This window comes from Sphingobacterium corticibacterium, assembly GCF_004208525.1.
Lineage (GTDB): Bacteria > Bacteroidota > Bacteroidia > Sphingobacteriales > Sphingobacteriaceae > Sphingobacterium > Sphingobacterium corticibacterium.
Genome location: NZ_SGIT01000001.1, coordinates 1,422,492 through 1,446,962, shown reverse-complemented (window position 1 = coordinate 1,446,962; position 24,471 = coordinate 1,422,492). Strand labels below are relative to the sequence as shown.

Genomic DNA, 24,471 nt, shown 5'->3' with positions numbered 1-24,471 from the left:
GGAATAGAACGTGAAAAAATTTATAAAACTCATTCAGCGCGAGTTTAAGCTGTTTTTCAACAATAGCGTGCTGATGATGCTTTTTATCGGAGCGCCGATTCTATACGGCGTATTGATAGGGCATGTATATCAACAAGGGAAAGTAACCGAAATGCCCATCTTAGTTGTAGATGAGGACAATAGCCCACTAAGTGCCACCTTTGTTGACATGATGAACGATAACGAAAATATTAAGGTTATACGTATGTTGCCGTCGCTGTTTGATTCAAAAGAGACTGCCATCGAACACGATGCCACGGTTATCGTGCATATTCCCAAAGGTTTTGCGGCCGGCGTCCAGCAAAAACGGGTTCCGGAAGTGACAATTTTTGTGGATGGATCGAATACACTGACGTCTAATACAGCCGCGATGGCAGTGAATGTCTGTGCGATGACGCTGAAAGCCGGAGTGCAAATCGAAACGCAGATGAAACAAGGTGTTCCTGCTAAGATTGCGTCCGAACAATACGAGCCTTTTAAAACAACTATGGTCAGACAGAATATACGAAGTGGAAACTATCTGTATTTCATGCTGCCAGGCGTGCTAATTATAGTGTTACAGCAGGTGCTGTTATTAGGGCTGGCGTTGTCTTTTTCTTCCGAGTTTGAAAATGGAACCTTCGTAGAATTAGCACAGAAAATGCGAAATCCTGTCGGGCTTATTCTTGTAAAGATTATTCCCTATGCGCTCATGTCTATTGGTATCCTTGTCCTGTATTGGGGTTTTGGAAAATGGTATAATATGCCGCTAGATACAGATTTTTGGTGGTTTGCCTTATGTACGTTCGTGTTTATCTTGGCCGTATGTTTTATCGGGATTCTGGTGAGCATTGTTTTGCCATCCCAATTGAAAGCCACGGAAATATTGATGGTGATTGCAACACCGGCCTTTATACTCAGCGGTTTTACCTGGCCGTCTAGTTTGATGCCGACATGGGTACAGTTTATTGCGGATGTCATTCCCTCTACGCATTATTTGCGTATTTTTAGGGTCATGTTTATCCAGCATGGTGAAAATTACCATACCTATAACGGTTTGATAGCGATGGCCATTATAGCTGTAATATGCTTTATTGTTGCCACCATAGTATTGGCCATGAAGATACGGAAAGTAACAGCTGTCAAATCCCCATTTCCTTCAAAATAAATTGTGCATTATCGATTTTGTCGGCTATCCACAATACGTAACGGATATCCACGCCAATAGAACGACTGTAATCTTCACTCCAGGCAAAATCGTTGATGGTTGCGTCATAAGCACGGTCAAAGTTAACCCCGATTAATTCGCCATGGGCGTTCATAATTGGTGAACCTGAATTTCCACCGGTGGTATCCATGTTATAGAGAATATTTACCGGAACATCATTCAGGTCTTTTTTTAGGTATGCACCAAAGTTTTTTGCCAGCCATGCCGTTTTTATACTTTCAGGATATTCATACTCGGCTAACCCCGAATTTCCCTTTTCTATCAGTCCTTTTATTGTTGTAAAAGGACGCATATAGGTGGCATCATTTGGACTATACCCTTTAATGTTTCCGAACGTAAGGCGTAGCGTGGAGTTGGCATCTGGAATAAAGTTTTTTGCTTGATATTGTTCTTTGACCGCCACATAATCCCCCATAAGTCTGTTCAGCATGCCCTCACGTCGTTTCTGCTCCGCATCGAATGTCTCCCGCTCAGCTGCCAACCCTTTTTGCGTCGTCAACAGCTCATCGTTATAATGCTTTAGCGATTGTATATCTTTTAAGATCATATCGTAGAGTGTCTCTTTACGGTTAAGTTTGGATTTGTCTAACGCCGCTACAATATAATCTCCTGCTTCCTCTTTACGGGTGAAGTTTTTCTTGGCAAAATAGTTAAGTTGGTTCGATCCATCCAATTGATAGGCATCTTCAAACATCCGGCGAGCTATATTTTTGTCGACCGTAAGATCATAACTTCCGTAGATGTTATCCAGATATTCCTTTACCTGATTGATGTTTAATGCGAATACCTCTTCCTGTGCTTGAAGTCCATTTTGTTTAAGAATGGCTTCTTTAAAATCTTGTATCGTATAGGCTATGCGGAGTAGGGACATACTGCTATAGATATTATTAAACCAAAGTTCTTTGGGTGCCATTTCAAAAACAACCTGATAATGCTTGTCAATATCAGCCATCAACGTACCATATTGGGCTTTGAGGTCAGGTTTGCTCGCAATGAATTTCGTCAATGCTTCATCTTCTTTTCTTTTACTACCCACCAAATCGAGATTCTGCAGACCTTTTAGTTTCCCGCGATAGTTTTTCATGACGTTCGCATTTCGTTTGATGCGCGTTGCCAGTGCTAGTTCTGTTTTTGGATCCTCTTTTCCTACCGCAAGCATTTGTTGATTTTGAAAATCATAGAGTTCTGAGGTATAGGGTAATAAATATTTTTGCTGATATTCCACATACTGGGCAGGGCGGTGTCTAAACGTTCTGCCGGGATATCCCAATATGAAAACAAAATCATTTTCATTGACGCCTTTGGGATTCACCTTAAGGTGTTTTTTAGGTTGGTATGGCACATTCTCTTTTGCATATTTCGCCGATGAGCCATCTGGGGCTACGTAAGCTCGGAGAAAAGAAAAGTCTCCAGTATGTCGAGGCCATACCCAATTATCTGTTTCCCCTCCAAACTCTCCAATATCTTGCCGGGGAACGTAAACTAAACGTACATCTTCAATAGTTTGATATCGGAAAAGCACATAGCTTTTGCCAATAAACATTTCGGATACTTCTGCCTTAATGGTCGGATCTTCCGCTTCCGCCCGCTTTGCAATTTCAGATCGCATTTTATGGATGACATTGATACGCTCTGCCGGATCGTCAATGGAAGCTACTGCATTTAGAATTTCTTCAGATACATCTTCATAAGATTTTGTAATTCGGATAGTTAAGCCTTGTGCTTCAATTTCTTGTTCATATGTATGCGCAACAAAACCATTTTTTAAATAGTTAAATTCGGGGGAGCTTGCAAGCTGTACAGCACTAAAAGCACAATGGTGGTTGGTTATGATGAGGCCGTTAGGGGATACAAAGGAGCCTGAACAACCGCTTACCTGCACCAATGCGTCTACCAGTCCAATTTGTCCGGGGTTATAAATATCTTTCTCCGCTATTTTTAAGCCTGCTTTCTTTAACCCCGCACGGCTAAGTTCGCTAAGCGGAAACATGCCCTCATCAGGAATAGATGCCGAAAAGTTAAATAGGCTGACACTCCATAAAAGTGCACATAATAGGCTGCCTTTTGCTTTTAGTCTGATCATAAACTTCTAAATTTTAGCGTTCTCTGCAAAGTTAACAAACATTTCCGATTAGGGTTCTACAGCATAGCAGATTCCAGAACTAGACCCCATTAACATTTTTGGAAAAAGGCCGTTCATTGTCGGATTTCGATCTCGAAATGACTACATTTGCATAATTAAAATTGATGGGATGACACTTGTGCAATTGGAATATGTTATCGCTGTAGATACTTATCGTAGTTTTGTTTCCGCAGCGGAGCACTGCTTTGTAACACAGCCTACATTAAGTATGCAGATTCAGAAATTGGAAGAATCGTTGGGAGCGAAAATATTTGATCGGAGTCGGCAGCCTGTTATACCTACTGAAATAGGAGAGAAGATCATCCGACAGGCGCGTTTGGTGCTAAATGAGAGCAAAAAAATAGAAGAGCTATTGCAAACGGAAAGAGGGGTGATTTCTGGTGAATTGAAGCTAGGGGTTATTCCAACGGTGGCGCCTTATCTGCTTCCTGACGTGCTAACCAGTATATTACAACGATATCCTCAATTGCAATTACAAATTTGGGAACATACGACTGAAAGAATCATTCAGGATCTTAAAACGGGACGTTTGGATTGTGGGATTGTTTCTACTCCTTTGCAAGAGACAGGTATTGAAGAAACACCTTTATATTACGAGACTTTTGTAGCCTATGTTTCCGAAAAGAGTCCTTTGTTTGAAAAGAAAGTTGCTACGGCCGATGAAATCGCTCATGAAAAGTTATGGCTTCTTAATGAAGGGCATTGTATGCGAGGACAAGTGCTTAATATCTGTCATTATAAACATAATCAAGCTGCGAATGGGACATTTGAATATAATACCGGTAGTGTGGAAACACTGAAGCGGATGGTGGATATCAATGGAGGAGTTACTATCCTACCCGAAATGAGTGTGTTGGGCTATGATGAGGATCAGCTTCATCACGTTAGGTATTTTAAGGCACCGGAGCCTGTTCGGGAGATCAGTTTGGTGACGACATCCAACTTTGTGCGAAAGCAGGCGGTGAACGCCTTGAAAAATGAAATTTTAGATGTTATACCTGAGCGTTTTAAAACAAAAAGGAAAAGAGAAGTAATGGGGTTTGATCTTTAGCGATCATCATATAAATATGAGGATAACTATTCAAAAAAAATTAAACGAGCTGAATCGTTGGCGGATGCAGAAAATTTCCAACCGGAATTTTCTGATTATACTAGCTTTTCTCGTCGGGATTATTGGGGGGCTGGCGGCTGCGTTATTAAAAGGTTTGACACATTTTATTGCGGCTACTTTGCAAAACGATATCGAGTGGCAATATAAATATTCTTTTTATCTGATCCTCCCACTTCTGGGTATCTTGTTGAGTGTACTGTATGTTCGCAAGTTTCTCAAAAATAAAAAAATGGAGCACGGCATCACACCGATTATTTATGCGATATCCAGAAAATCCAGCCGTATAGAACCTCATAATGTTTATTCGCAGATCGTGACAAGTGCTATCACCGTCGGCTTCGGCGGATCGTGTGGTTTGGAAGCACCGATTGCATACAGCGGTTCTGCTATTGGTTCCAATACCGGTCGTTTCTTCGGGTTGCAGTATAAGGAAGTTACGATGTTGTTAGCCTGTGGTGCCGCGGCAGGAATAGCAGGCGCATTTAATAGCCCTATTGCCGGGATGATTTTTGCTATTGAGATTTTATTGCCCGAGTTTTCTATACCTGCGTTTATTCCGTTGTTGATTTCCGCAGCGTTGGCCTCCGTGGTTTCCCGATTGCTGTATAGCGAGCCTCTTTTTCATACGGCGAGTACGGAGTGGGAAGTGGGAGCACTTATTTTCTATATATTATTGGCGGTAATTGTGGGGTTGTATACCGTTTATTTTGCGAAAGTAAGCACCGCGGTAAAGTCCTGGTTTTCGAAAATCCGTAATCCTTATAACAAAGTGTGGTTTAGTGGCATATCACTTGGATTAATGATTTTTATTTTTCCGGCGTTATATGGCGAGGGGTATCTCACGATTCAACAGATGTTGGATGGGCAATTTGATGCGATTGTAAAGAACAGCCTTTTTGCGGATTATAGGCACATGGCCGGTGTAGTCGTATGTTATACGGTGTTGACGCTATTTGCGAAATCTTTTGCCTCCCTTTTTACCCTGAATGGCGGTGGAAACGGTGGGATATTCGGTCCGAGTTTGGTGATGGGAGGGCTTTTAGGGTTCGCTTTTGCCTATGGTATTAATCAGACTGGCGTGGTGATGCTCAATGTACCTAATTTTGTCGTGGCAGGTATGGCGGGGGCATTGGCAGGCATTATGCATGCACCGTTGACAGGTTTGTTTCTGATAGCAGAAATTACCGGAGGATACACACTCATGGTGCCGTTGATGTTGGTGGTGTCGATATCCTACCTTATCAACCGTTCGATACTTAAACATTCTGTTTATACGAAAGTACTGGCTGACTCGGGTGATTTGCTTTCTTATGAAGATAAGGATCGAACGGTATTGAGTATGATGAAACTTCGGTACGTATTGGAGACAAATTTTATCATATTGCGCCCGACGGAAACACCATTAGATAGGAAATCGGATATCATTCATTCAAAACGGAATATATTTCCTATCGTAGACGATGAAGGCAAGCTGGTCGGAACCATTTACAGCGAACGGCTTTTTTCTATTCTATTGGGAGAAGAAGAAGGAGTTGATAAAACTTTTGATCAATTGGCCCAAAAGCCAAACGACGTGGTACGCGACAAGGAGAATATGGAAATCGTGATGACGAAGATGAATAAAGACGATGTATGGATATTGCCCGTTGTGGACGAAAATGATCGTTATATGGGATTTATTTCAAAATCCAGCGTATTCAACAAATATAGAGCCTTATTAGTTCGGCAAGGGCATTATTTGGAGTGAAACTATAATTCGTAACTAACTACGAACGACGCATAGCCATCATCTTGGATACGTACTTCCCTATAATATCAAATTCCAGATTAACGGTGTCACCCACATTAACCTGTTGCAGGTTGGTATGTTCAATCGTGTATGGGATAATAGCTACAGAAAATTGATTGATTAATGAGTTGACCACAGTCAGACTGATTCCGTTTACCGTAATGGAGCCTTTTTCCACGGTGATGTTTTGTTCTTGAGGTTCATAGGTAAAGGTGAAAAGCCAGCTACCGTTTTGTTCTTCCTTTGCAATACATCGCGCTGTTTGATCTACATGTCCCTGCACAATGTGACCGTCAAATCGACCATTAGCGGGCGTACAACGCTCTAGATTAACCAAATCACCAATTTTTAACGCACTTAAATTTGATTTCAGCAATGTTTCCTGTATCGCTGTTACTTTGTGAACGTCCTCTTCGATTCCTACAATCGTTAAGCATACACCATTATGAGACACGCTTTGGTCAATCTTCAGTTCATTAGAAATATGGGATTGCACAAAAAAGTGCAGATTCCCTAATTCTTTTTCGATCTTGGTAACTGTTCCTACAGTTTCTATAATGCCTGTAAACATAATCTTCGTCTTTTTGCAAAGGTAACTTTTTTATATTGGATGTTTTAGAGACTTGGTCCCCTCAACGACAAGATTCTTCTTTCTCGGAAAAAAGAAGCAGAAAATTTGGAAGGTATACTAATTATATTATACCTTTGTAGCAGGTTTAGGTTGATTATCCCGTTTGCGGGATCATATTTTTAAAGCCTGGGAAATCGCCAGATTACTCCCAGGCTTTTTTAGTATCAGAATTTATAGGTGATTCCCGCACCAAGTATTTGTCTTACTTGAAGGCCGGGACCTTTTGTTTCTACGCCATTTCTTACTTTGGGTACATCAGTATTATCGTCATAGATCAATTGTACACCTGCATTGACCGTGATAAACCGATTCACTTCCATAAAAAGATTAGCGGTGTAATCAACGTCTACGTTTTGTGGATCTTCAAGGTAATTGGAATACAGCTTTAAGATATTTTCCAACGATATATTTTCCATGAGGTTGACTTTGTAGTAAGCATCTAAAGATGCACCTAGTTCAAATCTTGATTTCTTACCAGGATCTACGCCAAATGCACCGGCATTTGATAATTCCTCGTCAGTAACAAAGATAAAACGGGCGGCAGCGGGAGATATATTGACTTTAAAGTTATCTGATCTTTTATATGCCATACCCGGACCGAAACTTAGGTATGCCGGAGCAAAACCTGCCGAAATCTTATCTCTTCCGGTGTCGGTGTAATTATATCCATTTGCGAATTGTGTGTTAAAGTTCATAAAGAACGTATACAACCAGTATTGTGACGCTTCGTAACCAAGTAAACTGTTTAATGCAAAACGGTCGTCGTTTTTACGCCAATCCGTTTCCTTTTGGAAAGTCTGTCCGTAAGCGGCTAATACTTTATTATCCCAACTCCATTTATCTTTTTTATAATTAAAGTCATAATTGAAGATCAAATTTCCGGCAAAGGAATTAACACCACCTGCGGCCCAGTTAGAGAACGAACTTTGATTAATCAGAAAAGTGTTTTCACCCTTGATCGTCCAGGTTTTAGTTGTGTCTTGTACAGAGGTTTCTTCCTGCGCATTTACGCTGATTCCCAATAGCAGCGTACAGGCAAAAGAAATGGTTTTTAATAACTTCATTTGTCTTGATTTTATTAATAAATGTAATTTTGATGTGAAATTAGGAGTTGAAAATAGTAAATTGTTTATACTTCATCATATTAATTTTTAATTGTAGTTTGTTAATTACAGTTGTTAAAAAAAAATGTGCTGCATTTTCGAATAAAATGAGGAGTATTTGTTGAAAATAAAGAGATGAAAACAACGTTATTGTGTATCGGAAAGACGGATGAGAGTTTTGTTAAAACGGGTATAGGAAACTATGTGAAACGGTTAAAGCATTACGTTCATTTTGATATTTCCGTTATCCCCGATATTAAAAATGCCAAACACCTAACGCAGGAACAACAGAAAACTAAAGAAGGTGAGCTTATCTTAAAAAACTTGAACAACGGGGATTTTGTGGTACTGTTAGATGAACACGGAAAAGCATTTCGTTCTGTAGAGTTTGCGAAGTTTCTGGAGCAGAAAATGATTGGCTCTGTTCAACATATGGTGTTTATCATTGGCGGTCCATATGGTTTCTCGGATGAAGTTTATAAGCGAGCCAACCAACAGTTATCTTTGTCCAAAATGACATTTTCTCATCAGATGGTCCGTTTATTTTTTGTGGAACAGCTTTATCGGGCATTTACCATCTTGCGGGGAGAACCCTATCACCACGAATAAATATTTTTTTTATGTAAATTTACAGTTGAGATCATCACTATAGAAAAAAGGAGACGGTTATGGATATGGATAAATTCAAAAGAGACTATAAATTTAAAAGTGCGGAATCGGAGACGGATAGTAAGCGAAATCTGATTATTATTATTGTCGGTATTGTCGTCGTTATCGCACTGGCGTATTTTTTGAGATAAAGTAGAGAGACGCGATTATCTTTTATGAACCCGCCAGGGGGGGCGGATAATTGCGTCTCTACAAAATCAATTCTCTGAATTGATGCCATGCCATCTTGTCTGTTTTGAAGGTGAGATCTGCCTCCTGCAGACTATCAATTGGCATAAACCGAAATACTTCCATTTTTTCCTGTTGTTTTTCTTTGGAGAAATCAAAAGGACTTGTTTTGATATCGAATAAAATGGGACTTTTTGCTTGTACTTGATAATAGATAGAAATAATCTGGCTGTCATTAAAGCTGGACTTTTCGTAGAAATCCGTTGTGTATATATGGCGAACGATATCTATTTCTAATTGGCATTCTTCCATGAACTCCCGTTTTAGCGCATCGATTAATCCCTCGCCATATTCAAGTCCGCCCCCGGGAAATTTGGTGAAGGAAACATTAAGCACTTTTTCGTCACTAATTAAAATTTCCTTGGTATCTGTCGTCAATAAGCCGTAAACACGTACGTTAAAATACATCTGCGTTTTTTGTTAAAGGGGTTGAAATCCATTTTCGATAGCAAGCTCATCTACGCCAAAAAAGGAGTAATGCTTGGGTAAAAACCATCGTATGGTATTCATGATCGTTGTGAAATCTTTTTCCGACGGAAATTGTACCGGCATAATGTTGAACACTAAATCCTGTGACGTACGCTCTTCGTCTGTATAATTGCGGGCAATTAACATGATTTTCGGGTTTTTGACCCCGGAATAATGTAAAAACTCGCGAATCTGTCTTCGGAGAAAATTGGGGAAAATCTCTTCAGAAGGTTGCCCCACTAAAATTTCCTCGTCTTTATCGATACCCATGTAGTCTTTCGGATTGGAAAAAACGCTGTTGTCGGTGTAAAAAGAGCCATTTAATTTAAGGTTTACTAAATCGCCGTATGAAAAAATCCAATCCGGTCGCTCCAAATGCGCATTGATAGCAATGCCAAAGCCTTGTTCTAATATGATGTCTAGTTGGTTTTTAATAACAAAAGCCTGAAAACTCTTACCGGTGGTTACCGTTTGAAGTTGAATATAGGGGAAGCCATCTTTATTAATAGCCACTTCTGGCTCACCAAGCTCAAGATTTGCACCATCGATATGATTCAAAAATTGATCGCGCCACTGCGCATCGCGCGCCGAAAAAGGAGTACGCATCAATTGGTTGATGGTGATGGTTTTTTCGAGGTCCCCCAATAAACTCTCCTGCTGATTGTTGTTGCTTATACTCATTATTTCTCTACCTCTAAAAAAGAGCCTAAAAGTAAGGATTAAATTTGATTTTACTATATTGCTACGTAATTCTTCACCCAAAGATTAAAATGTAAGCATTAGATAATACCGTATGATTACTAAAGAAAAAGCGATATCTTATATCCAAAAGCATCAAAGGATTGAATGCACTGAGGAGAGTTTCAAAGACTTCAGCCGCGTGTATCAGACATTGGGTTTACTCCTCAGCAACCAGTACCAAAATCATTCACACGGAGAGGTCGCCTGGGAAGATTATTATAGGCAACTGCAGGAGCAGACTGCAGGCAATCCATGGACAAGTGATGAGGGGAAGAAGCTTGCTGAGATACTTTTCGGGTCGGTTATCGCCCCTTTTGTTGCTGACATTTGGACACTGATGGATCAGTTGCCTTATCAAAACGGTTATTACCGCCGTCCGTTCCGGATAGATCCTAAAAATGGCTATATCACGACTAAAATCCAACAGCTGGTCAACCTATATTACGGTGGTGGAAATGGGTTCAACTCCATGTCGATTACTGATCAAATGCAATATGCCGTTTATGCCAACCATGGTGGATTGTCGCTGTTTTTAGCTACGGTTTTGATAAAAGATCAAAACACATATTATCCGTTGTTGGAGGAAATCTTTTTAGGCGAACATCAGATTGGAGGAGTTTCGGGCGAGTTGATTAAAGCGCTGCTTATCTCGGAAGATAGTGTCAACCACGAGTTGGTCGAAAAGCTGCTGTTGGCAGCCCAACAGCAGGAGGGGTTAAGACAAACCATTTTGGAAACATTGGATTTCACTTCGGTGAAAGCGTTAAAGCGATTTATCAACGTTATATTGGAACATAACTTGGTGCGGTTCAGCAGTGTCGTTAGAGCAGTAGATACCTGGTTTGGGTTTTCTTGGGATGCCCCCAAAGCTAGCACCATTCGACGGGTTTTGGAATTGGCCGACAAGTATCTGAATAATCCTGGTGAAATAGAACAAGGCCTCAAAAGCCAGGACAATATGGAGGTGTATATCGCATTATGGGCAAAAGGGATTGAGGAAGTAGATGCAGCAAATTTATTGGCTTTCCAGCTTGTTTTTGATGAAAATACAGAACATATAAAGAAACTTATTGCGCTATTCTTTGTTTACGAGACCCAAAGAACACGTCATGATCTTGTTCCCTATGCGGAGAAAAACTTGGGTAAAGATATTGAACTGGATTACTGGATGACCGTGAATTTCCCTGCATTTGATCTGAGCGAAGACCTGTTCCAAAAGATATTCGCAATAGCACAACAGTTGCCATCAGCGGGCAAAACATTTGAAGGACGTGGTTTTTCATGGAAGAGTTATGTCATCAAACCGGAATATTTCTTCGATATATTGATAAAAAATGCGACCCCAGCCCAAATAATAGAATTGTCTAAAGAACTGCATATTATCCCTTCTAATTCCAGGGAGCAGTTGATGCGGAAGGTGTTTCCGGATCATTATACTTACAGTTGGTCCAGCCGATCTGGTGATAACAAGGTCGCAAAGACGTTCGATCTGAAACAGGATGCTTGGCAAAGACAAGTAGCACGGCAAGCTTTTACAGATCGGAACGCAAGCGTTGCCGCGACGGGGATGACGGTACTGAGATCCGTCACCCTATACCCGGAAGATATCAACGTGTTGGAAAATGTGCTTAGCCGGAAAGGCAAGGACCTGCGGAGTACGGCTATCGGGCTTTTGGCTGGCCAGACAGATGAAAGGGTAAAGGAAACTGTCGAAAGGCTAATCCACGTAGGAAATATCGACCAGCGATTGGCAGCATTGGAGATATTAGTGCTATTGCACGAGTCGGAACGTGTATCTGATTTTGTACATACGCAAATCGAAACGTACAAAACCCGTCAGCTGACGAAGAACGAGCGGATATTTGTGGATAAATTTTCTGATAAGACCACTGCATATGGTTTCGAGAACGGATTCGGAGCAATAGACTACGATCAGTTAACGAACTTCAAATTGCCCGAGGAAAAGTTTAAAAGGAAAAAGAAAAATATACTCAAACGCTTGACGGGAAATAAATCGGAGTTTCTATTTGAAGAGCTCATCGATACCAAAAAGACCGTCGAAGCAGTGAATAAATTATTTGACCTGTTCGATAAACATAAGAACTATGAATATCAGCATGAGGGATATAGGGGCGAAACAGAAACTTCCATATTGGTTAATAATTTACGTCCACTACGTTTGCTTGAACGGGATGCCACAGCGGAAGCGCATTTAGATAATTTGCCCTTGGCAGAAGTTTGGAAACAGTGGTATCACGACACCCGGTTGAATGAATTTGAAATCTATTCAGTTATCCAATACTGCTATGATCACTATTATTCCAACCTGGACTACGAGCTCTTGCGAGGTTTCAAAGCACAATATCTACCGAACTTTAAAGGGATAAACTTTGGAGAAGAACCCTATTATTACCAGAGCCGTACAGAAAAGATCTCGCGCATATTGACCTGTCTTTCGGATGTTTACGCCGATAAGAAAATGTGGACAAGCTATAAACTGGATGTTTTGGAAGATTTGATTTTCCATTTCCCGAAGGGGTTAAAAAATAAACCTTTTAAGCAATCGAGCTATTATTATTCGAATGAAGTATATTGGTATAGCTTTGTATTAAATCTGGCGTATAGCATCTATGAGCCGGATTTGGAATTTTTAGATGAGGAACAGCAATTCCGTCTTTGGCAATTGCAATATTATATATTGGCAAATGAGCTATCAAAAAATGCGGAGATTCAAGATATCAAAGAATGTGTCCCACATCTACCAAAAGTAATGGCACCGGAAACTTCGACCAAATTCATGACGCCCTATACGGAGCTTACGCTTTCTCTATTTAATCAACATAAGCTCAATAAGGATGATCTGTTGTTTCTCGGTCTGCTAAATAGCGATTTGTTCTACTTCCTGGATGGTGGACAGAATTACCATACCAAGCGATTTGAGCATATCAGCATTCCGCGGATCACTGAAAAGTTGAAAAACAACCTGCTACAGATCGAATTGGAAAGGGGAGACCTACCTACGGAGGCTTCCCGTTATATATCGAATTTTGCTACAGTAGAAGGTGTACGATTCTTTTTTGAGGTGTTGCAACGTATGGGAAAGGATAAGTTTGATCGAGGATATTCGTATGGTACAAACGTTAGCAAGAAATATACGTTCAGTCAGATACTGAAACTCAGCACACTTTCTGAAGAGGATACTTACGATACTTTTACTGAAACGCTCCGGGAGAATAAGTTTGACAAAAAGCGTTTGGTAGAAGTATCCTGTTACGCCACACAATGGGCGGAATGGTTAGGCGACTACCTGAAAATAAACAAACTCCAAGAGGCTGTTTGGTGGTTTTTAGCCCATACGACGGATTATATGAATGCCGAAAAGGAAACCATTATTTCGAGGTATTCTAATGTACCCAAAGACGATTTTCAAAAGGGTGCTATCGATATAGAATGGTTTCAAAGGGTATATGGTAATTTGGGTAAAGCGAACTGGAAGCTGGTGCACGAGGCGGCGAAATATCTTTCGGATGGTATGGGCTATCGTCGGGTGAAGCTCTATTCATCGGTGTTATTGGGAGAAACCAAGATTACGGAAACATTAAAGAAAATCATAGAAAAAAGAGATAAGGACTATGTGATGGCGCTTGGGCTGATTCCGATTAGCAAGGCTAACCCCGAAGCCGACTTGCTAAAGCGGTATAATCTCCTGCAAACCTTTTTACAGGAAAGCAAACAATTTGGTGCGCAGCGTCAGGAAAGTGAGAAACGTGCAGTCGAGATCGGGTTGGATAATCTTGCCCGGAATGCCGGATTTGACGATAGTGTACGCTTTTCGTGGGCAATGGAAGGAAAAGCAACGCAGCAGATTATGGATAATGCAAGCGTAGAGATAGGAGACACGATATTGGAGCTGGTTATGGATGAGATGGGTAAAGCTGATATCGTGGTCAACAAGAACGGCAAGGTTCTAAAGACTATTCCGGATAAGATCAAAAAAGATAAGCGCGTAGAGCAACTTAAAGAAGGTAAGAACTACCTGCGCAAACAATATGCACGTACACGCCAATCGTTGGAAAATGCGATGTTGCGCCGAGATGAGTTTAGTGTAGAAGAGTTGGGTAAAATCATGGCGCATCCGGTTGTGCATGCCATGTTAGGCAAACTGGTACTGATAGATAGGCATGCTGGAATTTCGGGATTTTGGAAAGATGGCCAGTTATTAGGAGTAGACGGTAATTTGCAATCTCTCCATTCCGAACAACGTTTTGTGGTTGCTCATCCTGCGCATTTATACGAAGCAGTTCAGTGGGACCTGTATCAACGTTATATCTTTGATGAACAAATACAACAACCATTTAAGCAGGTATTTAGGGAGTTATACGCTTTAACAGCGGATGAACGGGAACATAGCAACCGTTCGGAACGCTATCAAGGCCATCAAATTCAACCCAATAAAACAGTTGCCATGCTGAGAGGGAGAGGTTGGACAGTGAACTACGATGAGGGCTTGCAAAAAGTGTATCACAAGGAAGGTTACCTGGCGACGTTATTTGCCATGGCAGATTGGTTCTCTCCATCAGAGGTAGAGGCTCCCTCATTGGAATATGTTTGTTTTTATTCGTTAAAGGACGGCAAGGTGGTTCCACTGACGGATATCGATCCTGTTATTTTTAGCGAAACGATGCGGGATGTCGACCTGGTTGTTAGTGTAGCCCATGTGGGTGAAGTAGATCCCGAAGCCAGCCACAGTTCGATGCAGATGCGTGCTGCATTGGCCAAAGAGAGCGCCCGTCTGTTCAAGCTGGATAATGTGGAGATCAAAGAAAGACATATACTGGTGAAAGGCAAGTTGGGTAGTTATAGTATACATCTGGGAAGCGGTATGGTCAGTAAAAATGGATTGCAGCTATCGATAATTCCGGTTCATAGCCAACATCGCGGGCGCATGTTTCTTCCGTTTGTGGATGATGATCCTAAATCAGCCGAAATCATTTCGAAAATGCGGTTGTTAGCACAGGACGATAAAATCAAGGATCCGACCATTTTGGCACAAATCAACAAATAGCAGCACATGGAACAAGTTGTTTTGCAATTAAAACGTTTGGGAAAAAAGAAAATCCTAACCGTCCCCTTTCATGTCTCTAAAAAACCGGATACCTTGCGTGCATTAATAGAGGAGTGTGTAACGCAGGAGGTTCAGCGTTATAACAAAGAGCGTGTGGAAATTCAGTTGATTTACTTTCTCACGCCCAGCGAAATACAGGAACAGTCTGAAAGTGGAAAGATCGGGTTTGGTGATATCGAAAACAAAACACCGGCTTATGTGAATGAAGCGCTTGAAAATGCTTTTTTGGCTTTCCAGGACGGGCTGTTTGTGGTCTTGGTCAATGATACGGAAGTTAAGCAACTAGATGATCTGCTTCATCTCAACGATAAAAGTGTAATATCGTTTATACGACTAACGTTTTTATCCGGAACGTATTGGTAAAATTGGGGTTTCGGAATGGTGTTCGTCTTTTCATTAATAAATGACTAAGTTATAACATGGAGATAAACGGAGAACAATGACATTTTTATATACCGCAAGAGCAACATACGACAGAACTTATGACGAAGATGGAATGTCTTGGGATAAATATATTGCATGGTCTAAATTAAACCATTTGACGGAGCTTGTATCTCTTGACGGAATGCTAAATGAAACCCTAGTTGAACCTGATTATGACAATGCGGACGATTGGAATTTTATTCACATCGTGGCACAATATCAAACAGGCTTTTTCACGACGTTTGACTTTGTAATTAAACGTCTGAAAACAAAGGGCAGGTTCAATCTTTTGACAGTTTTGATAGAGCCGGATGAAGATTGTAAGGACATAAATGTCGATGGATATGAATTTGTTGGTTATGACCTATTAGATCAAGATTTCAGTACTAGTGCGTTAACAAATTGTGGTGGTTTTGACGAGACATTTTTGCCAACAGATTTAAACGAAAAAGGATTGGTTGACGACTTCGCGAAAACATATGATATAAAAAAGCGACTTTTAGAAAATAACCCTAATGAATATCATGCGGATACAAATGTTATTGCAGTTTGGCGACACGAAACAATAGGACGATAAAATGAAAAAAATATTCAAATATGGAATTTTGAGTTTTGGATCGATTATTCTTATCGGATTTTTGGTTAAGGGGCATATCACCTACGAACCATTCGATTCTGAGAAGTGGAAAAATTGGATAGAGACAGAAGAAACTTGGTTTTTGCGTTGGGATATGATGAATAGCTTACGTCACAGTCATAATCTTAAAGGAAAAACTAAAATGGAAATTATCGAATTGCTCGGAGAGCCGGAGAGTAAAATAAATAACAATTTTTATTATCACTTAGGAGCAGCAAGACGAGGTATTGATATAGGAACATTAACAATAAAATTTGACGAAACCGAAAAAGTAATTGAGTTTAAAGTATGGAGAGGTTAACATGTCAGAAAAAAAACTGGATACTCTTGATCGTCGGGCGTGTGCGTATATATTAGAACACTATATGGAGCCCGATCTGGATCGGCACCGTATTGCTGCTGCTCTTGGCTGTTCAACCAGAAATCTGAGCCGTGCATTTGAAGGAAGTGGTGTTAAACTTCATGCGTATATCCGTTTACTTCGTCTGCATAAGGGCCGGGAATTGTTGCATAAAAGACCGCATCTCTCCATTGAACAGATTGCCGATAGATTACATTTTTCCAGTGCTAGGCACTTTGCAACCCGGTACAAAAAAGCATTCGGACTTTCTCCAAGCGATGAACGGAAAATGATCCGTAGACGAAAATAACGAGTACTCTCTTTTGTATAATACATGATGGTTTTTCGACGCATCACGCATGTATTCCAGCATACCATGCATGTATTTTGGTTCATCACGTATGTATTCCAGCATACCATGCATGTATTTTGGTTCATCACGTATGTATTCCAGCATACCATGCATGTATTTTGGTTCATCACGTATGTATTCCAGCATACCATGCATGTGTTTTGATTCATCACGTATGTATTCCAGCATACCATGCATGTATTTTGGTTCATCACGTATGTATTCCAGCTTACCATGCATGTGTTTTGATTCATCACGTATGTATTCCAGCATACCATGCATGTATTTTGATTCATCACGTATGTATTCCAGCTTATCATGCATGTGTTCTAGTTCATCATGTATGCATTTCAGTTCATCATGCATGTGTTTTGGCTAATCATGCATGCATTCTAGCTCTTACTGTTTCCTGTTTTTTTAGTGTAAAAATACGGTTTATGAACTGTAGATGCCGATTTTAAATTAAAAATGAGATGAAATTCACGTTATATACGTCCATATTTTCGCCAAAAAAAAGACTGTTTTCAGCATCATCAACACAAAACGCTTTACCGAACACGCCAAAAAAGCTATCTTTGTGCCTAAAATTAAGATTCCAAGAGATGAATATTTCCTATAATTGGCTGAAGAACTATATAAACATAGAAAAGACACCGGAAGAGCTATCCTTGATTTTGACGGATATCGGACTGGAAGTGGAGTTATTAGAAACGGTGCAGCGTATTCCGGGTGGTTTAGAAGGTCTGGTTGTAGGAGAGGTGAAAACATGCGGACAGCATCCCAATGCGGATAAATTGAGAATCACAACAGTAGATGTCGGTGGACCGGAGCTATTGCATGTTGTGTGTGGTGCACCAAATGTGCGGGAAGGACTAAAAGTGATTGTAGCGACGGTGGGAACGTATTGCCATCCCACCAATGGTGAACCTTTTAAAATTACAAAATCGAAGATCAGGGGAGAAGTTTCTGAAGGAATGTTATGCGGTGAGGATGAGATAGGTTTAGGAACTTCACATGACGGCATTGTAGAGCTGAACCCTGATGCGGTCGTAGGCTCTCGGGTAAAAGATTATTATAACATACAAGACGATTTCCGATATGAAATCGGGTTAACGCCGAACCGAGCAGACGCTGCGTCTCATTTAGGCGTAGCACGTGATTTAGCCGCGTATTTCCGTAAACCTTATACGTTAAATGATGTTTCTACTTTTCAAGAAGGGAAAGACGCAGGTGTACAGGTAGAAGTAAAAGCATCGACAGCAGCCCCTCGCTATGCTGGCGTGACTATTTCCGGTATCACCGTAGGAGAGTCGCCTGATTGGCTGAAGGAAAAATTGAATGTAATCGGTGTGCGCCCTATCAATAATATCGTGGACATTACGAATTATATATTGCATGACTTAGGGCAACCTCTGCATGCGTTTGACGCGGCAAAGATTGCAGATAATAAAATAATTGTACGTTATGCTGATGAAAATGAACCTTTTGTGACATTGGATGGTGTCGAAAGAAAGCTTTCGTCAGAAGATCTGGTTATCGCAGATGCCGAAAAACCGATGTGTATCGCCGGTGTTTTTGGAGGGGAGTATTCCGGTGTGAACGAGACAACGACAAGCATTTTCTTGGAATCGGCTTACTTTGATGCTGTATCGGTGCGTAAAACGTCGAAACGTCATGGGTTAAAAACAGATTCTTCTTTCCGTTTTGAGCGTGGTACAGATCCCAATATGCCCGTGTATGCATTGCAAAAAGCAGCCTTGATGATTCAGGAAATTGCTGGGGGTAAGGTAGTTTCTTCTATAACGGACAGTTATCCGGCTCCTGTTTCACCATTTATATTCCCCGTCCATTATGGTCGCGTACGGCAATTGATTGGCAAGGAAATACCCGATGCGGAAATTAAAGCAATTATTGAAGCCTTGGGAATTGGAGTTTCGGAAGAAAATGGTGAAGAAATTATGGTAAGTGTACCTGCATATAAAGTGGATGTTACACGCGAAGTCGATGTTATCGAAGAGGTATTACGTATCTACGGTTATAACAATATCGAACTAAAGCCGCAGATTAAATCTTCTCTAAATACAACGGAAAAGCCGGATAAAGAAGTGGTGTTAAACCAAGTTGCAGATTTATTGATAGGAAATGGCTATCGCGAGATATTGAACAATTCCCTAACGAAATTATCGTTTATCGAAGACGAACAAACGGCTGTTCGTTTGGTTAACCCGTTGAGTTCGGATTTAGATGCCATGCGTCAAAACCTGTTGTTTTCGGCATTGACGACCGTAGCCTACAATCAAAAGCGTAAAAACCCGAACGCTAAGTATTTTGAGTATGGTAAAACGTATTTCAAAACCGAGGAGGGGTATCAAGAGCGGCAGAACCTATCGTTGTGTATAGCCGGCGATCAAATAGAAGAGCATTGGAGTTCAAAGAGCAAAAAGACGAATTTTTATCATTTGAAAGCGGCTGTTGATACGCTTATCAAGCGGTTAAATATTCCGGGTTTGCAAGTACAAGAAGCTGATGGGCTCTATTTTGATTATGGCTTGAACTACCTGAAAGGACAGAAGACATTGGTGACACTGGGTAGCGTTTCGACGGATAACCTAAAAAAAGCCGATGTGGATGGGAAAGTTTATTTCGCTCAATTTGATTGGGATCTTGTTATAAAGGTAATACGTAAGAATACAATCAAATATAAAGAGGTCTCCAAGTTCCCTGCTGTACGACGCGATTTATCGTTGTTAGTAGGTGATGCCGTGACATTTGAAGAACTTACGCGGATAGCAACGAAAACCGAACGAAAATTACTAAAAGAGATCAACATCTTTGACGTTTATAAAGGCTCTGGCCTTCCGGAAGGAAAAAAATCCTACGCATTAAGTTTTACGCTACAGGACGAAGAAAAAACGTTAAATGACAAACAAATTGAGGCAATAATTAAAAAATTAATGCTTAACTTTGAACAACAGATTGGTGCAATAGTGCGCTAATGGATACGTTTAACGATTAATTGCGAGAAAAGATTATATGGCTGGACTATCTACACAAATGAATGTTATCGTCGAGAAGACGAGGAATCTTATTCAGTTGTGCGATGCCTTACAGGAAGAAAATGATTTGTTAAAACTAGAAGTACAATCTTTACAGGTAGCATTCCAGACGAGTACAGATAAAGTACAACAACTGGAGGAAAAGGTTAAGGCTTTGGCAGTTGCGAAAACATTGGATGAATCCGAGGTAGATAAAGAAGCTATAAATGAAAAAATACTTGACACAAAGCAAAAAATTAACGATTTTGTGCGAGAAATAGACAGATGTATAGGCTTGTTGAAGTAAAGGGAAGAGAAGAAACAGAAGCCTGTTACGTTATTTAAGCTCAAAAAACATGGGAGAAATTTCCATAAAAATAAATATCGCAGACCGTGTTTATCCACTGAGGGTGGCTACGGAAGAGGAAGAGGTAATTAGATACGCTGCGAAATTAATTAATGAAAAAATAAAGGAATTGCAGGAAAATTATGCAGTTCGTGATAAACAAGACTTATTGTCGATGTGTGTATTGCAATATGCTACCGGAATGATAAAAGCAGAGCGTAACGCACAACAACAGGAGGATGGATTGGAAGAGAAGGTTCACGAATTGGATGCTATGTTAACGGATTTCTTTAGAAAATAAATATATCGTTCTTTATTTCAGAGCTTTATAACGACGAATTTGCCGCAATTAAATTCGGGTTGTCACTATTTTAAACTTAACGCTTCAATATCACGAGCGAAAACAAGATGTAGGCCATTTTGCGAAAGCCATCTAGGTCATGATCAATTGCTCAAATCATGTGTAATCGAAGTTTAATAATACATGGGACCTGTTACATTTAATTGCGGTTTTTTTTTAAAAAATAGTGATCAGTAACCAGTGGTTAGTTCCTAGTCACGAGTAACAAATCGCGAACCTAGACGAGCTTGACGAAGTTAACCGGGCTTGCGAATTTAACGAAGTTAATCACACATAATAAATAAATATATCATAAATAAACAATGGATTTAATTACTATTATTTCGATTATAATTTCGCTTATCATAGGTGTCGTTATTGGTCGTTTTTTGTTGCAAGGGGTCTTCAAAAAACAAGAACAAGCGGCTCGGGAAAAGGCGGAAAGTATTATTAAAGAGGCTGAAAAACAGGCTGAACATCACAAAAAACAGCGTAATCTAGAAGCAAAAGAGAAGTTCTTGCAGCTGAAAGCGGAACATGAGAAAGAAGTTAGCCAACGCAACAGTACGGTGGCGCAAAAAGAGAATACGATTCGACAAAAAGAGCAATCGCTGAATCAAAAGCTGGAAAGCATCAATCGTGAAAAGCAAGAGTTGGACAATAGAAATAAAAAGCTGGATCATTTGATTGAACTCAACGAGCGAAAATCAGAAGAAGTAGATCAACTGAAGAACCAGCACATCAAACAATTGGAAACAATTGCCGGTCTGTCTGCTCAAGAAGCTAGAGAGCAATTGGTCAACTCGCTACGCGAGGAAGCACGGTCGCAAGCTATCATGCAAATCAAAGATGTTGTGGATGAAGCGAAGTTAACCGCTTCTAAAGAAGCAAAGAAAGTCGTTATCCAGACCATTCAACGTACAGCAACAGAATCGGCTATCGAAAATACGGTATCTATTTTCAATATTGAAAATGATGAAATAAAAGGGCGTATCATTGGTCGTGAAGGACGGAATATCCGTGCTTTGGAAGCGGCAACAGGCGTAGAGATTATCGTAGACGATACTCCGGAAGCGATTATATTATCCGGATTCGATCCGGTACGCCGGGAGATTGCCCGTTTGTCTTTACATAGACTGGTAACGGATGGTCGTATACACCCGGCACGTATTGAAGAGGTGGTGGCGAAGACACGTACGCAGATTGAGGATGAGATCGTTGAAATAGGGGAGCGTACGGTAATTGATTTAGGAATTCACGGTTTGCACCCCGAGTTGGTGCGTATGGTCGGTCGTATGCGCTATCGTTCTTCTTATGGACAAAATTTATTACAGCACTCCCGCGAAGTTGCCAATTTTGCGGCGACGATGGCGGCAGAACTTGGCTTAAACGTAAAACACGCGAAACGGGCAGGTCTTCTCCACGATATCGGAAAAGTGCCTGACGACAATCCGGAATTGCCACACGCTATTTTGGGTATGCAATTGGCCGAAAAGTATAAAGAACATCCCGAAGTTTGCAATGCTATTGGTGCACACCACGATGAAATAGAGATGACTTCGTTGATTTCGCCTGTTGTTCAGGCATGTGATGCGATTTCGGGTGCGCGTCCTGGTGCACGTCGCGAAGTGGTAGAAAGCTATATTAAGCGTTTGAAAGAACTAGAAGAGCTTGCTCTATCTTATCCTGGAGTGGAAAAAACATTCGCTATTCAAGCAGGCCGTGAATTGCGCGTGGTGGTCGAATCAGAGAAAGTTTCGGATGCGCAGGCAGAGATTCTGGCAGCGGATATATCCAACCGTATCCAAACGGAAATGACGTATCCAGGCCAAGTCAAAGTAACAGTTATTCGCGAAACCAGGTCGGTTGCCTATGCGAAATAGAAGATAATTTTATATTAACGGGAGAGCTGCTTTGGAAAAGGCAGCTTTTTTTGTGAATGGACAGTCGTTTCTTGTTAAATATATTTTAATATGATTGTTTTAAATTTAGATCGTATTTTTGTTTAAAACCTGATATATATTCCATGTTAAAATCTTTTATTGCTGCTATATCGTTAGTCATACTTTGCTCTTCGCTGTATGCAAATATCGATAGTTTGTTTTCGGTACTGGATCAGGAGTTAACCAAGAAATCGTATTATACGGAACAACGGTTAAAAGCCATTGAAGGTTTAACGCGGAAGCTGAGAAATCCACCATCCGAATTAGATCGTTATCATCTTTACAGTCAGATCTTTGAAGAATATAAAGGAATCAATTTCGATTCGGCTTTTACCTACGCTAGTATCATTCAGGAACACGCGCTATGGAGTAAAGAACCCGTTAAAATAGAAGGTGCAAAGCTCAATCAAGCTTTCATCCTCCTATCGGCAGGAATGTTTAAGGAAACACAGGAAATTATCGATGATATCGATGTTTCCCGATTAACCGAAGGTGATGTAGTGCGTTATTATACGTTAAAATCAAGATATTACTACGATCTGTGTGATTTTATCGGAAACGATATGTACTGCAGTAAATACGTGACGCTAGGACATCAGTTTGCCGATTCTGCTATCCATTTTGCACCGGAAAAATCATATGCCTATTATTTTATCTCCGGACTTAAAAATTTAAGAATGGGCAAAGCGGATGAAGCCATTGCGGATTATTCGGTATTGATCAACGATCACCAACTTACGGATAACCAATATGCCGTTGTCGCTAGTTCGCTTAGCTACCTCTACGACTGGAAAAATGAACAGGACAAATCTTTGGAACTACTGATAAAAGCTGCTATTGCGGACATCAAATCGGCTATGAAAGAAAATACCGCGATGTTTAGACTGGCAGATATATTGTTCAAAGTAGGCGATAACAAGAGAGCTTACCAATATATCCGGGAAGCTATGGCAGATGCGGAGTTTTACAATGCCCGGCAAAGGCAGTTTGCCGTTGGAAATCTGTTACCTGTGATCGGTAGCAAACAACTGGCATTGGTCGAACAGCAAAGAAGCGTGATTTTTAAGTACGCTACGGCGGTTACACTACTCGTGCTGATCATTATCTTATTCATCGTGGTCGTTATCCGGCAGAATAGAAAGTTGAAAGTGGCTCAAACATCTTTAACATCGATGAATAAAACGTTGAAAGAAATCAATGGGGAACTCACAGATGTCAATAAAGCTATCCGAGAAGCCAATAAAATCAAAGATGAATATATTGGTTATTATTTTAATGTCAACTCCGAGTACATCGGTAAAATCGAACACTTCAAAAAATCCTTATCCCAACGGCTTACTGCCAAGATGTATGATAGTATCGAACAAATGGTGGATCGTATTGATTTAAAGAAAGAGCGGGAAGATCTGGCGGTCGGTTTTGATAGGGTGTTCATCAAATTGTTTCCAAATTTCGTCACAAAATTCAACGAGCTCTTTGCTGATAAAGACAAAATTGTGTTAATCGAAGGGCAGATTCTAAACCCCGAATTACGTATTTTTGCGCTCATTCGGCTAGGCATCCAGGATAACGACAAGATTGCCAAAATCTTGAATTTTTCTGTCAATACTATTTACGCGTACAAGACAAGAATTAAAAATAAATCCATTGTTCCAAAAGAAGAATTTGAACGTAAAATAATGGAGATCGAAGGAGAAGCCTAAAAAATAGCCCTATTAAGGCTTCGATATACGATGATATGACGATCTAAATTTCGATATTCGATCCAGTAGATATATTGGTTATTTGATTGATAATCAGT

At 40.4% G+C, this 24,471-nt stretch carries 21 protein-coding genes; 15 read left to right on the top strand and 6 right to left on the bottom strand.

Annotation, left to right across the window (positions count from 1 at the left end; translation table 11 throughout):
- Window positions 1-10 precede the first annotated feature (10 nt).
- Window positions 11-1,186, top strand: coding sequence for an ABC transporter permease (locus EWE74_RS06000; RefSeq protein WP_130140581.1), 1,176 nt, complete (start codon window positions 11-13; stop codon window positions 1,184-1,186).
- On the opposite strand, the gene EWE74_RS05995 is transcribed toward EWE74_RS06000, so the two are convergent.
- Complete coding sequence (locus EWE74_RS05995) at window positions 1,161-3,329, bottom strand: S46 family peptidase (protein ID WP_130140580.1); 2,169 nt, start codon at window positions 3,327-3,329, stop codon at window positions 1,161-1,163. The two genes, EWE74_RS06000 and EWE74_RS05995, sit on opposite strands and share 26 nt — an antisense overlap.
- Window positions 3,330-3,498: 169 nt before the next feature.
- Between EWE74_RS05995 and EWE74_RS05990 the strand changes: the two genes are divergently transcribed.
- Both EWE74_RS05990 and EWE74_RS05985 read left to right on the top strand, forming a co-directional pair.
- Window positions 3,499-4,440, top strand: a complete 942-nt coding sequence (locus EWE74_RS05990) for a hydrogen peroxide-inducible genes activator (protein ID WP_130140579.1) — start codon at window positions 3,499-3,501, stop codon at window positions 4,438-4,440.
- Between the two features lie 16 nt (window positions 4,441-4,456).
- On the top strand, window positions 4,457-6,247 hold the full coding sequence (locus tag EWE74_RS05985) for a chloride channel protein (RefSeq protein ID WP_130140578.1): 1,791 nt from the start codon (window positions 4,457-4,459) through the stop codon (window positions 6,245-6,247).
- 19 nt (window positions 6,248-6,266) lie between these two features.
- On the opposite strand, the gene EWE74_RS05980 is transcribed toward EWE74_RS05985, so the two are convergent.
- Together EWE74_RS05980 and EWE74_RS05975 are read right to left on the bottom strand one after the other, a co-directional pair.
- Complete coding sequence (locus EWE74_RS05980) at window positions 6,267-6,860, bottom strand: riboflavin synthase (RefSeq protein WP_130140577.1); 594 nt, start codon at window positions 6,858-6,860, stop codon at window positions 6,267-6,269.
- A 224-nt stretch (window positions 6,861-7,084) separates the two neighbouring features.
- Complete coding sequence (locus EWE74_RS05975) at window positions 7,085-7,984, bottom strand: DUF3078 domain-containing protein (protein ID WP_130140576.1); 900 nt, start codon at window positions 7,982-7,984, stop codon at window positions 7,085-7,087.
- A 174-nt stretch (window positions 7,985-8,158) separates the two neighbouring features.
- Here EWE74_RS05975 and rlmH point away from each other — a divergent pair, with 174 nt between their 5' ends.
- Complete coding sequence (gene rlmH / locus EWE74_RS05970; protein ID WP_130140575.1) at window positions 8,159-8,632, top strand: 23S rRNA (pseudouridine(1915)-N(3))-methyltransferase RlmH; 474 nt, start codon at window positions 8,159-8,161, stop codon at window positions 8,630-8,632.
- Between the two features lie 59 nt (window positions 8,633-8,691).
- Complete coding sequence (locus EWE74_RS21420) at window positions 8,692-8,823, top strand: hypothetical protein (RefSeq protein WP_262708726.1); 132 nt, start codon at window positions 8,692-8,694, stop codon at window positions 8,821-8,823.
- Between the two features lie 58 nt (window positions 8,824-8,881).
- On the opposite strand, the gene EWE74_RS05965 is transcribed toward EWE74_RS21420, so the two are convergent.
- Window positions 8,882-9,328: an NUDIX domain-containing protein gene (locus tag EWE74_RS05965; protein WP_130140574.1), complete on the bottom strand. Its 447-nt coding sequence runs from the start codon at window positions 9,326-9,328 to the stop codon at window positions 8,882-8,884.
- A gap of 12 nt (window positions 9,329-9,340) precedes the next feature.
- Window positions 9,341-10,069: a hypothetical protein gene (locus EWE74_RS05960; RefSeq protein WP_130140573.1), complete on the bottom strand. Its 729-nt coding sequence runs from the start codon at window positions 10,067-10,069 to the stop codon at window positions 9,341-9,343.
- A 112-nt stretch (window positions 10,070-10,181) separates the two neighbouring features.
- On the opposite strand from EWE74_RS05960, the gene EWE74_RS05955 reads away from it, so the two are divergent.
- The 5 genes from EWE74_RS05955 to EWE74_RS21535 all read left to right on the top strand — a co-directional run bounded on the left by EWE74_RS05955 (window position 10,182) and on the right by EWE74_RS21535 (window position 16,964).
- Entirely contained in the window at window positions 10,182-15,194 is a 5,013-nt protein-coding gene (locus tag EWE74_RS05955; RefSeq protein ID WP_130140572.1) for a DUF4132 domain-containing protein, read from the top strand.
- Window positions 15,195-15,200: 6 nt separating this feature from the next.
- On the top strand, window positions 15,201-15,617 hold the full coding sequence (locus EWE74_RS05950; RefSeq protein WP_130140571.1) for a hypothetical protein: 417 nt from the start codon (window positions 15,201-15,203) through the stop codon (window positions 15,615-15,617).
- A gap of 76 nt (window positions 15,618-15,693) precedes the next feature.
- Window positions 15,694-16,254, top strand: a complete 561-nt coding sequence (locus tag EWE74_RS05945) for a hypothetical protein (RefSeq protein ID WP_130140570.1) — start codon at window positions 15,694-15,696, stop codon at window positions 16,252-16,254.
- Between the two features lies 1 nt (window position 16,255).
- Window positions 16,256-16,615 carry a hypothetical protein gene (locus tag EWE74_RS05940; protein ID WP_130140569.1) on the top strand — a complete coding sequence of 120 codons (360 nt, stop codon included), beginning with the start codon at window positions 16,256-16,258 and terminating at the stop codon, window positions 16,613-16,615.
- Window position 16,616: 1 nt separating this feature from the next.
- Window positions 16,617-16,964 carry a helix-turn-helix domain-containing protein gene (locus EWE74_RS21535; RefSeq protein WP_130140568.1) on the top strand — a complete coding sequence of 116 codons (348 nt, stop codon included), beginning with the start codon at window positions 16,617-16,619 and terminating at the stop codon, window positions 16,962-16,964.
- Here the strand turns inward: EWE74_RS21535 and EWE74_RS21070 are convergent.
- Complete coding sequence (locus EWE74_RS21070; RefSeq protein ID WP_165384604.1) at window positions 16,866-17,372, bottom strand: hypothetical protein; 507 nt, start codon at window positions 17,370-17,372, stop codon at window positions 16,866-16,868. The two genes, EWE74_RS21535 and EWE74_RS21070, sit on opposite strands and share 99 nt — an antisense overlap.
- Window positions 17,373-17,608: 236 nt before the next feature.
- Here EWE74_RS21070 and pheT point away from each other — a divergent pair, with 236 nt between their 5' ends.
- The 5 genes from pheT to EWE74_RS05905 all read left to right on the top strand — a co-directional run bounded on the left by pheT (window position 17,609) and on the right by EWE74_RS05905 (window position 24,373).
- The gene (pheT, locus tag EWE74_RS05925) at window positions 17,609-20,002 is read left to right on the top strand and encodes a phenylalanine--tRNA ligase subunit beta (RefSeq protein WP_130140566.1); all 2,394 of its coding nucleotides are present in this window, start codon (window positions 17,609-17,611) and stop codon (window positions 20,000-20,002) included.
- Window positions 20,003-20,039: 37 nt separating this feature from the next.
- Window positions 20,040-20,348 carry a hypothetical protein gene (locus tag EWE74_RS05920; RefSeq protein ID WP_130140565.1) on the top strand — a complete coding sequence of 103 codons (309 nt, stop codon included), beginning with the start codon at window positions 20,040-20,042 and terminating at the stop codon, window positions 20,346-20,348.
- A gap of 49 nt (window positions 20,349-20,397) precedes the next feature.
- Window positions 20,398-20,688, top strand: coding sequence for a cell division protein ZapA (locus EWE74_RS05915; RefSeq protein WP_130140564.1), 291 nt, complete (start codon window positions 20,398-20,400; stop codon window positions 20,686-20,688).
- A 362-nt stretch (window positions 20,689-21,050) separates the two neighbouring features.
- Entirely contained in the window at window positions 21,051-22,610 is a 1,560-nt protein-coding gene (gene rny, locus EWE74_RS05910) for a ribonuclease Y (RefSeq protein ID WP_130140563.1), read from the top strand.
- A gap of 143 nt (window positions 22,611-22,753) precedes the next feature.
- Window positions 22,754-24,373 (top strand): DUF6377 domain-containing protein, encoded by a 1,620-nt coding sequence (locus EWE74_RS05905; protein WP_130140562.1) that lies wholly within the window; start codon window positions 22,754-22,756, stop codon window positions 24,371-24,373.
- Window positions 24,374-24,471: the final 98 nt, after the last annotated feature.

Bases quoted from the DNA above. Each gene is read 5' to 3' on its own strand.
- EWE74_RS05995 (WP_130140580.1), bottom strand. From the start codon at position 3,329: ATGATCAGACTAAAAGCAAAAGGCAGCCTATTATGTGCACTTTTATGG.
- EWE74_RS05990 (WP_130140579.1), top strand. From the start codon at position 3,499: ATGACACTTGTGCAATTGGAATATGTTATCGCTGTAGATACTTATCGT.
- EWE74_RS05985 (WP_130140578.1), top strand. From the start codon at position 4,457: ATGAGGATAACTATTCAAAAAAAATTAAACGAGCTGAATCGTTGGCGG.
- EWE74_RS05980 (WP_130140577.1), bottom strand. From the start codon at position 6,860: ATGTTTACAGGCATTATAGAAACTGTAGGAACAGTTACCAAGATCGAA.
- EWE74_RS05975 (WP_130140576.1), bottom strand. From the start codon at position 7,984: ATGAAGTTATTAAAAACCATTTCTTTTGCCTGTACGCTGCTATTGGGA.
- rlmH (WP_130140575.1), top strand. From the start codon at position 8,159: ATGAAAACAACGTTATTGTGTATCGGAAAGACGGATGAGAGTTTTGTT.
- EWE74_RS21420 (WP_262708726.1), top strand. From the start codon at position 8,692: ATGGATATGGATAAATTCAAAAGAGACTATAAATTTAAAAGTGCGGAA.
- EWE74_RS05965 (WP_130140574.1), bottom strand. From the start codon at position 9,328: ATGTATTTTAACGTACGTGTTTACGGCTTATTGACGACAGATACCAAG.
- EWE74_RS05960 (WP_130140573.1), bottom strand. From the start codon at position 10,069: ATGAGTATAAGCAACAACAATCAGCAGGAGAGTTTATTGGGGGACCTC.
- EWE74_RS05955 (WP_130140572.1), top strand. From the start codon at position 10,182: ATGATTACTAAAGAAAAAGCGATATCTTATATCCAAAAGCATCAAAGG.
- EWE74_RS05950 (WP_130140571.1), top strand. From the start codon at position 15,201: ATGGAACAAGTTGTTTTGCAATTAAAACGTTTGGGAAAAAAGAAAATC.
- EWE74_RS05945 (WP_130140570.1), top strand. From the start codon at position 15,694: ATGACATTTTTATATACCGCAAGAGCAACATACGACAGAACTTATGAC.
- EWE74_RS05940 (WP_130140569.1), top strand. From the start codon at position 16,256: ATGAAAAAAATATTCAAATATGGAATTTTGAGTTTTGGATCGATTATT.
- EWE74_RS21535 (WP_130140568.1), top strand. From the start codon at position 16,617: ATGTCAGAAAAAAAACTGGATACTCTTGATCGTCGGGCGTGTGCGTAT.
- EWE74_RS21070 (WP_165384604.1), bottom strand. From the start codon at position 17,372: ATGCATGATGAACTGAAATGCATACATGATGAACTAGAACACATGCAT.
- pheT (WP_130140566.1), top strand. From the start codon at position 17,609: ATGAATATTTCCTATAATTGGCTGAAGAACTATATAAACATAGAAAAG.
- EWE74_RS05920 (WP_130140565.1), top strand. From the start codon at position 20,040: ATGGCTGGACTATCTACACAAATGAATGTTATCGTCGAGAAGACGAGG.
- EWE74_RS05915 (WP_130140564.1), top strand. From the start codon at position 20,398: ATGGGAGAAATTTCCATAAAAATAAATATCGCAGACCGTGTTTATCCA.
- rny (WP_130140563.1), top strand. From the start codon at position 21,051: ATGGATTTAATTACTATTATTTCGATTATAATTTCGCTTATCATAGGT.
- EWE74_RS05905 (WP_130140562.1), top strand. From the start codon at position 22,754: ATGTTAAAATCTTTTATTGCTGCTATATCGTTAGTCATACTTTGCTCT.